Source organism: Xanthomonas sp. NCPPB 3761, assembly GCF_041475705.2.
GTDB lineage: Bacteria > Pseudomonadota > Gammaproteobacteria > Xanthomonadales > Xanthomonadaceae > Xanthomonas > Xanthomonas phaseoli.
Genome location: NZ_CM191262.1, coordinates 1 through 13,573, shown reverse-complemented (window position 1 = coordinate 13,573; position 13,573 = coordinate 1). Strand labels below are relative to the sequence as shown.

Here is a 13,573-nt window from a genome sequence, read left to right as displayed (position 1 = left end):
CACGTGGGGCAAGAGTCATCGCCTGCTTTGATATGGCAGCGGCATCGGACTGATGTGCGATGGGCCCGGCGCGCGCGATAGGCGGCACGCCCACAACGGCTTCTTCTTCATCCTCGCCATCCATCGCATGGCTGCCGCCGATATCGCAGCCCGATCGCCCAGATGACACGCATAAAAAAACGCCACCGTTTCCGGTGGCGTTGCAGTCGCGTCATGACTGTTGTGTTGCGGTGTTGCAGATACGTTTACTGCTGCATGAAGCCGATTTTCTTCATCTGCGAGTTCTTCGCAGCGGCCAGCACCTTGGCCATCACCTCGTACTCCGCATCTGGATTTGCATCGATGCGCAGTTCCGGCTGGTTGGTCGGATCGGCCTGCACCACTTCTTCCATCTTCTGTTGCAACACGTCGACCGGCGTCGGGCTGTTGTTCCAGAACACCTGGTTGCTGGCGTCGATACGCAACTCGATCGGCGGCGGCGGCTCGGTCGTCTGCGGTGGCGGGTTGAGCACCCGCTGCGGCAGATCCACGGCGATCGGGTAGGTCATGATCGGCGCGGTCACGATGAAGATGATCAGCAGCACCAGCATCACGTCAACGAGGGGCGTGACGTTGATGTCGGCCATCGGCCCACGGCTTCCACCAGTACTAAATGCCATGGCTTACTGCCCCTTCACTTTGGTTGCAACGAAACCGACGTCCAGCATGCCCTGACCCTGCGCGATCTTGGTGATCTCGTTGATCGTACGCATCTTGGTCGTGCGGTCGCCACGCAGGTTGAGCGGCGGCTGCGGGGTCTGCTGTGCAGCGGTGGACAGGCGCGACTCCAGGGCTTCCTTGGAGATCGGCTCGTCGTTCCAGTACAGCGACCCATCTTCCTTGACGGCCAGAGTGATCGGCGCGGCGCGTTTCTCCGCATCTTCCTTCTGGATCAAGTTGGCCTCTGGCAGCTCCACCTTGACCTTATGGGACATCAGCGGTGCCGTAATGATGAAGATGATCAGCAGCACCAGCATGACGTCCACCAGGGGCGTCACGTTGATGTCGGCCATCGGGCCACCGCTGTTTCCACTACTGAAGGCCATAACGGGCTCCGTCTAAATCGTTGCGAAGGCGTTCTTGACGACCGGATTAGCGAACGCGCGAACCGGTGGCGAAGAAGTCGTGCAGGTCGTGAGCGAAGGTGTCGAACTTGGCGATCACCGAGCTGTTGACCTTGGAGAAGAAGTTGAACGCGAACACGGCCGGGATAGCGACGAACAGGCCGATCGCGGTCATGATCAGCGCTTCACCCACCGGGCCGGCAACGGCGTCGATGGAGGCCGAACCGGTTGCACCGATCTTGATCAGCGCGCCGTAGATGCCCCACACGGTACCGAGCAGACCGACGAACGGTGCGGTCGCACCGACGGTGGCCAGCAGGGTCATGCCCGACTGGAGCTTGGTGCTTTCGCGGGTCACGGCCTGACGCAGGGCGCGGTCGACGAACTCCGAACGGCTCAGGCTCTCGCCCAGGCCACCGGTGCTGCCTTCGGCACGCTGGTGGTGCGCAGCAGCCTGGGCGGCGTCCAGCGCGATCTTCGAGAACGGCTCGGAAGCCGGCTGTTCTTCCATGGCGCGGATGGCGTCCTGTGCATTCGGGGCATCCCAGAAAGCGGTGGTGACGCGGTCAGCCGCGCTCTTCAGGCGGGTGGCACGGAAGATGTTGATGACGGTCCAGTACCAGGAGGCAGCGGACATGGCGATCAGGGTGATCAACACGACCCAGGACACGGCGAAGTCGCCGGGGCTGGAGGTCATTTCAGTGATCAAGTGCTCGAAGCCCATCTGCGACAGAGCGGCCGACGGATTGGAGCCCCCTGCAGCGGCGGCGATAAAGAATTCCTGCAGCATGACGCTTACCTTTGTTGTGTGTGGTGATGAAGGGTGGAGCGAAAGGAAGACAGGATCCTGGGCCGACCGTGGCCGGCCCGTGGGATCAGTTCAGAGCAAAGTTGACCGGGACGCGGACACGTCCGGCGGCTTTCTGCCCGTTGACAGTGGAGGCGTTGAACTTCCACTTGCGTGCTGCGTCCATCGCGGCACGGTCAAGGTCGCGGTTGCGGCTGGACTTTTCGACCGACACGTTGGTCACGTTGCCGCTGGCATCCACATCCACGATCAGGATGACCTCACCTTGGACACCGGCACGGAATGCAGCCGGCGGGTACTTCGGCGGGTTCATGTTCTTGGACGAGATATCGACGCTGGCGCCAATGTCGCTCGGCGGAGCCGGAGGGCTCGGCGGGCTCGGCGGCGTGACGATATCGCTCGGACGCGGTTCGGGAACGTCGACGACCGGAGCTTCCGGCGGCGGCGGAACCGGTGACGGCTTCGGCGGCGACAGATTCTTGACCGGCGGCGGCGGCTTGTCTTCCGGCGGCGGCGGCGGCGGCGGCGGGGGAGGAGGCGGTGCATCCATCAAGGTGACCATGGTGGTGCGCTCCTTCTCTGCCGGAGCCTTCGGCGCCACTGCAGGGATCAGCAACATCATCAGTGCAGTGAGGTGCAAAGCAATTACAAAAGCAATGCCGATAATGCGGGCCCAGCTCAGACCCTGGTTCCCGGCATCGTAGTCATGCCTGTGGATAACGAGTTGTTCCGTCATGCACCAATGGCTCTTTCAGTGGGGGCCCGGATCACTGTGATGATCCCCAGGTTTTCGGACGGCTTTGACACCGCAGGAACTCCCAAGCTTATACCAATCCCGAGTCCTGTAACCACTAAAAACACAGGGATTTCGGGGGTTTATTTTCTTTTTTTACTTCAGGTTGATGATCTTCTTGGCGTCTTCGGGTTTTTTAACACCCTTGGCGATCGCCTGCTGTGCGGCCTGCTTGGCCTCTGGGATGCGACCTTCCGAATGCAGCACCCTGGCCAGATTCAAATAGGTCTCGCCATCCTTGGAAAGCGGTGCGGCCATCTGCCAGTTTTCGATCGCCTTCGGTACATCGTCGCTGTAGTAATACGACTGGGCCAGGGCAAGGTATGTCTGATAATCCGGCTTGAGGATGCCTTTTTGCATACCCTCATTGATGACGGCGATGACGTCCTTTTCTTTGTTCTCGGTGTTGGCGTAGATGGAATACAGCTGTTTGTATTCCTTCTCTTCGGTCAACTGACCGGAGGCACGCAGCTTGTCCATCACCCCTGCGGCCTTGTCCATCTGGTCGGCCTGCATGTACATGTTGGCCAGGTTGAGCTGAGCCTTTTTGTCGTTGGGCGTCTTGGCGGCCAGCGCCTCGGCAGCAGCAACGGCTTCGCCGGTCTGGCCAGCTTCGGCGTAGGACGCCATCAGCAGCTGGTTCCAGCTGTCCTTGGGCTCGGGCGAAGCGGCAATGGCCTGCTTCAACACCGGGATCGCTTCCTTGTAGCGCTCGGTCTGGTACAGCGCCTGGCCCTTGAGGATCAGATCTTCCGGACGCTGCGACTTGCTCTCTTCCAGATACTTGTCCAGCGTGACCAGACCCTCGGCCTGCTGGTCGTCCTGCATCTGCAACTGCGCCAGCATCAGCATCGACTGGAACTGGCCGTTGTTGTCCAGCGCGTTCAGGCCGATGGCCTGCTGCAGGTACTTCTTGGCACCGGCGGTGTCGTCCAGGTTGTAGGCAGCCTGCGCGGCCAGCTGCGCGGCCAGCGCCTTGTCGGCGTCGTTGGCAGCGCTGTTGGCCAGGATCTCATCGGCCTGGGTGCGCACGCCTGGGTAGTCCTCGCCCTTGTTGAAGGTTTCGATCAGCTTCTGCAACTTGCTGCTCAACTTCGAGGACGGCTTGATCGTCGGTGCCTGGCGGGTCGACTGGGGGTACAGTTCCTCGGCCTTGCCGCTCTTGGACTTGCGGCTGGCACGCTCGGAGGAACGGTCCGACTGCGCGACCGCATCGGTGACGACAGCCCCACCCAGCGACGCGGCAATGAACAGGGACAACAGGGCTTGCTTGCGGTTGAGCAGTTTCATGTTTCACCTCGGACGATCCGCCGTCGGGCGGTACGAAAAGCGGAATGGGCGCTGTACGAAAAATCTGAGCCGGCAAACTTAGCAGAAAGTCTCAGTTCCCGAAAACGGTTTCCATGTTGTGTTGCGGCAATCAGGAGCGGGAACGGATGTCTTAGCGTCGCTAACAGACCGTGACCAGCGTGGCGGCGCCCGTGCCAGCAGGGTAGGCGGCCACGCGTTGCACAGAACCGGTGTTCGTACGGGCCAACGGCGGCCGCACGGATGTCGTTAGCAGCCCTAGCCACAACGCGGTATGCGCCCGCTCTGCTTGGCCTGCTGGTACACCGGTTCGAGCTGGGCGACGTCGGCCTGCAGTTCGCGGATGCGGTTGGCGGGGTCAGGGTGGGTCGACAGCCATTGCGGTTGGCGATTGCCGCTGGCGGCCATCATGTTCTGCCACAGCGTCACCGCCTGCGCCGGATCGAACCCGGCCTGGGCCATCAGGCGTTGGCCGACCACATCGGCTTCGCTTTCCTGGGTACGCGAGCCGGGCAGCAGGAACACTGTCTGGGCGGTCATACCGCCAACCTGATTGACTGCGCTGGCCGCCCCATCGCCATAGGCGGCGCCGGCGAGTGCGCCGATGATGCCCAGGCCCGTCTGCGCGCCGAGCTGACGGGTGATGCGCTCTTCGTGATGGCGCGAAATCACATGGCCGATCTCATGTCCGAGCACGGCGGCGAGCTGATCCTGCGTCTTGGCGACGGTGAAGATGCCGGTGTTGACCCCGACCTTGCCACCAGGCAGGGCGAAGGCATTGGCTTCGTTATCCACGAACAGCGCGGTTTCCCACTTGGTTTGGCGCCATTGCGGCGGCAACTGCGCTACCAGTGCGTTGACCACGCACTGCACGTAGGCGTTCTGCTTGCCGTCGGTGCTGACTTTTTCCTTGGCCTTGGTCTGCGCAAAGGATTGCGCGCCCAGCTGGTCCAATTGCTGTTGCGATACGCCGCCCACCACCTGTCGGCGGCCGGTTGGCGAAGTTGTGGTGGCGCACGCCGTCAGTGCAAGCACGGCAACAACGATCAACAGCCTAGCTTTCATTCGATCCCCCTAGAACCATGAGGGCATTCTGGCAGGCTCGTCTTAACTTTTCGTCAAACGGTTCCGTGCAGCCGATAACGCATGCCTGGCCGGAGCGATCGGTTGTCCAGAGCGTACGGATCCATTGGTTGCCCAGGCGCCGCCCCGCTGCGGCTGGATTCTCGTAGTTGACCGCTTTGAGCTCAGCCGAGCCCGAAAAAGTACAGCGCTGCCAGGGCCGTGGCGTTGTTGATGCCATGGGCGGCAATGGGCGCCCACAACGTGCCGGTGCGCCAGTACAGCCATGCGAACGCGGCCCCCATGCTGCCGTACACCAGCCACAGCTGCGCGATCGCGGCCGGGCCGTTACCGCTGATACCGGGTACTTCGTGCACCAGCGCGAACGTCGCCCCGCTCAGCACGATGCCCAGCCACGGGCGGCCGGCAGCGAGCAGGCGCCCGAACAGCACGCGACGGAACAGCAGTTCTTCGTAAGCCGGTGCGATGACCACCGCAAACACCGTCAGTGCCAGCGGCCATTGCTGGAGCGCTTCTTCCATCAATGGCAGGTTGGTGGGCACCGGCTTGATGCCCAGCGCCGAGGCCGCCACGCTGACCAGGTTGCTGAGCAGGAACACGGCAGCGGCGATCAGCGCGGTCCAGCCCCAGGTGGAGGCGCGGCGTGCGGCAGCCCGTGAAGCGGTCCGTTCGGCAGCGGTGGCCCGGCGACGCCAGTAGTACAGCAGCAGCGCTGGCGTGGCCGTGCTGACCAGCGCGGTGAGCAGTTGCACCATCACGCCGGGTTGGCCGATGGCGGCCATGACCTCGGTGGGCGAGAGGGTCAGGCCCTGCGCCTTGGCCGCCTGTACATGGCCGAAGCCACGCACCACGCCCCACAACGCAAAGCCGGCGATGCTGAGGGTCAACAGCAGGCCGGCGGCGATGAGTACGTCGACCAAGAAACCCACGAGTACGGGCAGCAGCGGCGGCGTGCCGGCAACCGTGCGTGGCGCCGGGGGCGGTGGAAGATCGGTGCGCATCGTCGTCCTGCGAACACCGCACCGGCCGCCACGCCGCGGTTGCGACGTGCTGGCCGGTGCTGGTGAATCAGATATCCAGGTTGGACACCTTCAGCGCGTTGTCCTCGATGAAGTCGCGACGCGGTTCGACCACATCGCCCATCAAGGTGCTGAAGATCTGGTCGGCGGCCACCGCGTCCTCGATGCGCACCTGCAACAGACGACGCGTGTCGGGGTTGACCGTGGTTTCCCACAGCTGCTCGGCATTCATTTCGCCCAGGCCCTTGAAGCGCTGTACCTGGCGGCCCTTCTTGGCCTCGTCCAGCAACCAGGCGTGGGCCTGCGCGAAGCTGGTGATCGGGTGGCTCTTGTTGCCGCGCACGATCTGGGCGCCTTCGCGCACCAGGTCGTGCAAGGCCAACGAGACCTCACGCAGCGGACGCAGCTCGCCGCTTTCGAACGCACCCATCGGCAGCACCTGGGTGAACTCTTCGCCCATGTGGCGGCGGATGGCCACCAGGGTGGCAGGTGCATTGTCGCTGCCCGGGTCGAAGCGCAACTGATAGCGCGCGGTACCCAGGGTGCCGCGGTTGAGCACTGCCTGCAGTGCATCCAGGGTCGGGTGCTGGTCGCCTTCGGCCTGCAGCTTTTCCACATCCAATGGCGGCAGGTCGATCAGCGCGGTGAGCAGGGCCGGGTCGTAGCGGTGGGCGTTGCGCGCGATCGCTTCGTTGGCGCTGGTGAACAGCATCAACAATTTTTCCAGCGCTTCGCCGGTGATCGGCGGCTCGTCGGTGGCCGGAATCAGCGCCGCACCTTCGACCGCATTGCTGGCCAGGTAGGCGTTGAGTGCCGCGTCGTCCTTCAGATACAGCTCGCTCTTGCCCTGCTTGAGCTTGTACAGCGGCGGCAGGCCGATGTAGATGTAGCCGCGCTCGATCAACTCCGGCATCTGCCGGTAGAAGAATGTCAGCAGCAGGGTACGGATGTGCGAGCCGTCGACGTCGGCGTCGGTCATCAGGATGATGCGGTGGTAGCGCAGCTTGTCCGGGTTGTACTCGTCGCGGCCGATGCCGGTGCCCAGCGCGGTGATCAGCGTGCCGACCTGGTCGGAGGCCAGCATGCGGTCGAAGCGGGCACGTTCCACATTGAGGATCTTGCCGCGCAGCGGCAGTACCGCCTGGTTCTTGCGGTTGCGACCCTGCTTGGCCGAGCCACCTGCCGAGTCACCCTCGACGATGAACAGTTCCGACAGGGCCGGATCCTTTTCCTGGCAGTCGGCCAGCTTGCCCGGCAGGCCGGCGATGTCCAGCGCACCCTTGCGGCGGGTCAGGTCGCGCGCCTTGCGCGCGGCTTCGCGCGCGCGCGCGGCATCGACGATCTTGCCGGTGATGGCCTTGGCTTCGTTCGGGTTCTCCTGCAGGAACTCCTGCAGGCGCGCGCCGAAGGCGTTCTCCACGGCCGGGCGCACGTCCGAGCTGACCAACTTTTCCTTGGTCTGCGAAGAGAAGCTGGGGTCGGGCACCTTGACCGAGAGCACCGCGATCATGCCTTCGCGCATGTCGTCGCCGGTGAGCGCGACCTTGGCCTGCTTGGCGATGCCGTTCTGTTCGATGTAGGTGCTGAGCACACGCGTCAGCGCCGCACGGAAACCGGCCAAGTGGGTGCCGCCGTCCTTCTGCGGAATGTTGTTGGTGAAGCAATACATGGTTTCCTGGTAGGCGTCGGTCCACTGCAGGGCCACGTCCACCATGATGCCGTTGTGCTCGCCGGTCACCGAGATCACATTCGGGTGCAGTGGCGACTTCAGCTGCGCCAGATGCTCCACGAAGCTGCGGATGCCGCCTTCGTAATGGAAATCATCGCGACGGCCTTCGCCTCGCTCGTCGATCAAGGTGATCTTGACGCCGGAATTCAGGAAGGACAGCTCGCGCAGGCGTCGCGCCAGGATGTCGTAATGGAACTCGACGTCGCTGAAGATGGCCACGGACGGCTTGAAGCGCAGCGTGGTGCCGCGCTTGGTCGAGGCTTCCAGCTGCTTGAGCGGGTATTGCGGCTCGCCCAGCGCGTATTCCTGCTGGTAGTGGAAACCGTCGCGCCAGATATCCAGCCACAAGTGCTCGGACAACGCGTTAACCACCGAAACGCCCACGCCGTGCAGGCCACCGGACACCTTGTAGCTGTTGTCGTCGAACTTGCCGCCGGCGTGCAGCACGGTGAGGATCACCTCGGCCGCCGAGACGCCTTCTTCCTTGTGGATGTCGACCGGCACGCCGCGCCCGTTGTCGGAGACCGCCACCGAGCCATCGGCCAGGATCTTCACCACGATGTCGTCCGCATGCCCGGCGAGGGCTTCGTCCACCGAGTTGTCGACCACCTCGAACACCATGTGATGCAGACCGGTGCCGTCATGGACATCGCCGATATACATGCCGGGGCGCTTGCGGACGGCTTCCAGGCCACGCAGCACGGTGATCTTGCTGGAGTCGTAGGTGCCGTTGGGTGTTGGCGGGGTGTTTTGTTCGTCGGTCATGCGCGTGCCGTTGGCTCCACAACACGGGCGAAGGCGGCGATAGCCGCTCCGCGCCGTGGGAAAAGGGGGATAGCGGACGAATTATACCAGCCGGCCCGTGCCGGCCGTTGCGGCTCAGTCGGACACTGCCTGTGGCGTAATCTGGCCGTGTTCCACGTGGAACTGCTGCAAGAGCGCGCCCGCATCTGCAATTCCAGGCGGGGTTTCCGTTGCGGTGATGAGCACCTGCGCCGGGGCGGACGCCAGCCGCTGCAGCACGCGCCCCTGATGGTGCCGGTCCAGCTCCGAGCCCAGATCATCCAGGGCGATGACCGGCCATTCGCCGCGTTCGAAGGCGAAGTCTTCGGCTTGTGCGAGCAGGCAGGCAAGGGCGGTGAGCTTGGCCTGTCCACGGGAAAGCGCGTCCCTGCCCGGAAGTGCCTGAAAGCTGGGCATCCAATCTGCGCGGTGCGGGCCTTGCGAGGTGTAACCGTTCTGGCGGTCGCGCTCGCGGGCGAGCAAGAGAGCATCCGCCAGCGAAAGCTCGTGGCGCTTCCAGCCTGGAGCGAAGGCCAGCGCCGTCAGCCCCAGCGCCGGCGCGATCGCGTCTGCCACTGGAACCAGCCATTCCTGCAGGCGTTCCAGGTAGCGCGTACGCCGGGAGGTCAGGCTTTCGCCGGACTCGGCGAGTTCGTGGTCCCACGCGTCGAGCATGCGCGGCTGCGCGCCCTGTTTCAGTAACGCATTGCGTTGCTTGAGCGCCCGGGCGTAGCGGCGCCACAGGGTCAGAAAATCGGGTTCCACGTGGAACAGACCCCAATCCAGGAAGCGACGGCGGGGTTCGCCACCGCCACTGATCAACACGTGGCTGCCTGGCTCGAACGTCACCACCGCCAACGCAGCACAAAGAGAGCCCAGCTGCGCCACGTCCTCACCGTCCAGACGTCCCGTCCATTCCTGTCCGCTATGACGCAGGCCAGCGCGACGCGTCCGTTCGCCCGCCGCGCTGTCGCCTTCTTTCCACTCCACAAAGACTTCGAGGTCGTCGGCGCCTTGCTGGATCAGGCCGTCACGAACGCGCCCGCGAAAGCTGCGGCCGTAGGCCATCAGATGCAGCGCTTCCAGCACACTGGTCTTGCCTGCACCGTTGTCGCCGGTCAGCAGATTCAGGGCACTGGACGGATGAAGCTCAACGGTGTGAAACCGGCGAAGCCGATGAATGGACAACCGCACTACATGCATCGATCGGTGTGCTCTGGGCTGTAATCCGGCATGCCGGTCGGGTCGAAGGATACGGGATCGGCATGAAGCCTGCGCATGCAGAGCCGAGAGGAAGGGCTGCATAGGCAGGGGATAACATGTGGATAAAAACAGGGCCCACGAAGGCAATGTCGCTTATCCACAGCTTGTGAGCCACAAATCGGGACGATAAGCACAGGGTTTCGCCCTACTAATCTCTCTTTAAAACAGCAACTTAAGCTATTTCTCCGCGAAATCTGCGTCTACCATCACCACAAAGCTCTTAAGTTATTTATAGATTTAAAAGCAGAGTGCGATGTGCATAAGTCAAAAACGCGGAAAGCTGAACGCGTTAACCTCAACCGGATGAGATGCGCGACATAGGCGCTGGCGGCCACACTCGGGCCTCAACACATCTCGGACAAGCCGGCATCCTCAAGCAAAAGTTCTATTTTGAGACGAAATACCTTTTCTAGACTTGCTCTCGCCATCTCTACAGCTCAGCCGGTAGGGAGGAACGAAAGCCGGGCAAAAGAAACCGGATTGGATCGGGCGGGGTCGAGACTGGCTGGGAATGAATACAGTCGCTAGGTGCTTAGCCCATGCGTGTGTGTGAGGAAATTTGCGAACTCGCAGCGCCGGGCATGCGGGCCTGGTGCCCATTCCACCAATTGCCGGGCGTTTACTCGTGGTGGGGAGTTGGGTCTTGCCTATGACCAGCTCGACGCCGGTCGCCAATCGGCACCAGAGAACTCTGTAACGCGATGTGTATCGGTCTCAAGGTTGGTTCCGATGTCCGGCGAACACAAGAACGCGAGAGCGGGAGCGCGTTTGGTCGATCAAACGCATCGACGTTTAGCGCCTACGATTTGCGTCGGGGGCACCATCGCTTCAGAACCCGCGCCATAGCAATGGCGCAGGCTGCGATGGACTTGGTGGCGAAAGCCAGACCGGCCTGAGATAAACACAGCAAGCCTTGAGCGGCGCCAACAAAAAGCCCGGCATCCGCCGGGCTTCCCGTGTTCCACGTGGAACGGAGCGTCAGAGACGCAACGGCATCACCACATGACGCGACTTTTCGCTGCTGGCCTCACGCACCAATGCGGATGAGTTGGCGTCACGCAACTGGATCACCACGTGCTCATCGCGCAACGCCGAAAGTGCGTCGAGCAAATAGTTGACGTTGAAGCCAATGGCCAGATCGTCGACCTTGGTATCGGCCTCGATCTCTTCCTGCGCCTCTTCCTGCTCGGGGTTATGCGCGCTGATCTTCAACTGACCCGGCGACACTTCCACGCGAACACCGCGATACTTTTCGTTGGACAGAATGGCCGCACGTTGCAGCGACGCGCGCAGCGCTTCACGATCCACCTTGACCTCGCGATCGGCGCCAATCGGAATCACTGCCTCGTAGTCCGGGAACCGCCCGTCGATGAGCTTCGACGTGAAGGTCACATCGCCGCGCTTGACGCGGATATGGCTGCGGCCGACTTCCAGCTCGACCTCGCGATCGGCACCTTCCAGCAAGCGCTGCAGCTCGGTCACGCCCTTGCGCGGCACGATGATCTGGCGCTTGGCGCCACCGGCTTTCTCCAATTCCATCTCGCACAGCGCCAGACGATGACCGTCAGTGGCCACGCAGCGCAGCAAGCCGTCGCGCAGGTCGAACAACAGGCCATTGAGGTAGTAGCGCACGTCCTGCTGGGCCATGGCGAACGCGGTGCGCTCGATCAGCTCCTTGAGCCCGGCTTCGGGCACCACGACGCGCTCGGTCGCCTCGACTTCGTCCACGGACGGGAAGTCGTTGGACGGCAACGTCGCCAGGGTGAAGCGGCTCCGCCCGGCCTGCACGGTGACCTTGTCGCCGGTCTGCGAAATGGTCACGCGGCTGCCGTCGGGCAGGGCGCGCAGGATGTCGAACAGCTTGCGCGCCGGAATCGTGGTTTCGCCGTCCTGCGCGTCCTCCACCAGCGTGCGCGAGATCATTTCCACTTCCAGGTCGGTGCCGGTCAACGACACCTGTCCATCCTTGACCTGTACCAGCAAGTTGGCCAGGACGGGCAGGGTTTGACGGCGTTCGACCACATTGACCACTTGTGCCAATGGTTTGAGGAAGGCTTCGCGCTGCAGTGTAAAACGCATGTGGTTCTGTGCCCCTATGCTTTAAAAGATATGGAATAAATCAAAAGCTTGGTGGTGATGGTAGGGCCGTTTTCAGCGGATAACCACCATAACTATTTGTTTCCAAAGACGTTTCAGCACCTGAAACGCATTGGACTAGTGCGCCTGAGCTGGTCGGAAAACCTGTGGATAGTTTTCGCGCCGGACTGCGGCACAACGTTATCCACAGATTCTCCCGCATTTGACCCCAACGTTTCCACGCTTTTTTCCAGCCTGGCGCCGATGGCAGCCGACGGCCTACTCGCTGAGCTTGCGAATCAGCTTTTCCCAATCCTCGCGGAGCTTGCCGTCGGCCTCCATCAACGTGCGAATCTGTCGGCAGGCATGCAGCACCGTGGTGTGGTCGCGGCCGGCGAAGGCGTCGCCAATCTCCGGCAGGCTGTGCTCGGTGAGCTCCTTGGCCAGCGCCATCGCCACCTGGCGCGGGCGCGCCAACGAGCGGGTGCGCCGCTTGGACAGCAAATCCTTCATCTGCAAGCCGTAGTAGTCGGCCACGGTCTTCTGGATATTGGGGATGCCGATCGCCTGTTGCTGGGCGCGCAGCAGGTCACGCAGCGTCTCCTGGGCAAATTCCACCGTGATCGCGCGGCCGGTGAAGTTGGCACGCGCCACCAGGGTGTTGAGCGCGCCTTCCAGGTCGCGCACGTTGGAGCGCATCTTCTTGGCGATCAGGAAGGCCACGTCGTCGGGAATCTCGGCGCCGCGCTCGCGCGCCTTGGCCAGCACGATCGCCGCGCGGGTCTCGAAGTCCGGCGGGTCGATCGCCACCGAAAGGCCCCAGGCCAGCCGCGACTTCAGCCGCGGCTCCAGGCCTTCCACTTCGCGCGGATAGCGGTCGCAGGTCAGGATGATCTGCTGGCGGCCATCGAACAGCGCGTTGAAGGTGTGGAAGAACTCTTCCTGCGTGCGGTCCTTGCCGGCGAAGAACTGGATGTCGTCGATCAGCAGCGCATCGATCTGCTGGAACTGGCGCTTGAACTGGTCCATCGCCTTGTCCTGCAGCGCCCGGATCATCGCGCTGAAGAACTGTTCCGAACGCAGGTACACCACCTTGGCGGCCGGGTTGGCCTGACGCAGCGCATTGCCGGCCGCGAACATCAGGTGGGTCTTGCCCAGGCCGGTGCTGCCGTACAGCAGCAACGGGTTGTGCGCGCGGTCGCCGGGTTTCTGCGCCGCCTGGATCGCCGCCGCCAGACCCAGCTGGTTGCTGCGGCCTTCGACGAAGTTGGCGAAGGTGTAATGCGAATCCAGGTTGCCGGCGAACGGCACGATCGGTGCAGCCTGCGGCGCACTCGGCGTCGCCACGGGTGCCGGAGCCGGCTCCGGCGCACGCGGACGCGAACCAACCGCCAGCGCGACTTCGCCATTACCGGCGAAATACGCCAGCAATTCGCGAATGCGCGGCAGGTACCGTTCGCGAACCTGGTCGACGATGAAGGCGTTCGGGGCGTACAGCACGATGCTGTCGCCGCGATCTTCGGCTTGCAGGGGTTTCAACCAGGTATGGACATCTTCGGGCGGGAATTCGGCTTCGAGACGTTCCAGACAGCGGGGCCAAGCATCCAT

General features: G+C 62.9%; 11 protein-coding genes. All 11 read right to left on the bottom strand.

The features are described 5' to 3' along the window. Positions 1–245 precede the first annotated feature (245 nt). The 11 genes from ACCQ00_RS00055 to dnaA all read right to left on the bottom strand — a co-directional run bounded on the left by ACCQ00_RS00055 (position 246) and on the right by dnaA (position 13,573). Positions 246–659 carry an ExbD/TolR family protein gene (locus ACCQ00_RS00055; protein WP_005912449.1) on the bottom strand — a complete coding sequence of 138 codons (414 nt, stop codon included), beginning with the start codon at positions 657–659 and terminating at the stop codon, positions 246–248. Positions 660–662: 3 nt separating this feature from the next. Next, positions 663–1,085: an ExbD/TolR family protein gene (locus ACCQ00_RS00050; protein ID WP_005912447.1), complete on the bottom strand. Its 423-nt coding sequence runs from the start codon at positions 1,083–1,085 to the stop codon at positions 663–665. Positions 1,086–1,131: 46 nt separating this feature from the next. Continuing rightward, positions 1,132–1,893, bottom strand: coding sequence for a TonB-system energizer ExbB (gene exbB, locus ACCQ00_RS00045; protein ID WP_005912445.1), 762 nt, complete (start codon positions 1,891–1,893; stop codon positions 1,132–1,134). 85 nt (positions 1,894–1,978) lie between these two features. After that, positions 1,979–2,647, bottom strand: a complete 669-nt coding sequence (locus ACCQ00_RS00040) for an energy transducer TonB (RefSeq protein WP_041019266.1) — start codon at positions 2,645–2,647, stop codon at positions 1,979–1,981. 153 nt (positions 2,648–2,800) lie between these two features. After that, entirely contained in the window at positions 2,801–3,994 is a 1,194-nt protein-coding gene (locus ACCQ00_RS00035; protein ID WP_039571279.1) for a tetratricopeptide repeat protein, read from the bottom strand. Between the two features lie 276 nt (positions 3,995–4,270). Beyond that, the gene (locus ACCQ00_RS00030) at positions 4,271–5,077 is read right to left on the bottom strand and encodes a M48 family metallopeptidase (RefSeq protein ID WP_017155976.1); all 807 of its coding nucleotides are present in this window, start codon (positions 5,075–5,077) and stop codon (positions 4,271–4,273) included. Positions 5,078–5,259: 182 nt separating this feature from the next. Beyond that, entirely contained in the window at positions 5,260–6,096 is an 837-nt protein-coding gene (locus ACCQ00_RS00025) for a CPBP family intramembrane glutamic endopeptidase (RefSeq protein ID WP_039571277.1), read from the bottom strand. 67 nt (positions 6,097–6,163) lie between these two features. After that, positions 6,164–8,608, bottom strand: a complete 2,445-nt coding sequence (gyrB, locus tag ACCQ00_RS00020) for a DNA topoisomerase (ATP-hydrolyzing) subunit B (protein ID WP_003482212.1) — start codon at positions 8,606–8,608, stop codon at positions 6,164–6,166. A gap of 114 nt (positions 8,609–8,722) precedes the next feature. Beyond that, on the bottom strand, positions 8,723–9,829 hold the full coding sequence (recF, locus tag ACCQ00_RS00015) for a DNA replication/repair protein RecF (RefSeq protein ID WP_039571274.1): 1,107 nt from the start codon (positions 9,827–9,829) through the stop codon (positions 8,723–8,725). Positions 9,830–10,867: 1,038 nt separating this feature from the next. Then, entirely contained in the window at positions 10,868–11,968 is a 1,101-nt protein-coding gene (gene dnaN / locus ACCQ00_RS00010; protein ID WP_005912436.1) for a DNA polymerase III subunit beta, read from the bottom strand. A 276-nt stretch (positions 11,969–12,244) separates the two neighbouring features. Next, positions 12,245–13,573, bottom strand: coding sequence for a chromosomal replication initiator protein DnaA (gene dnaA / locus ACCQ00_RS00005; RefSeq protein WP_039571271.1), 1,329 nt, complete (start codon positions 13,571–13,573; stop codon positions 12,245–12,247).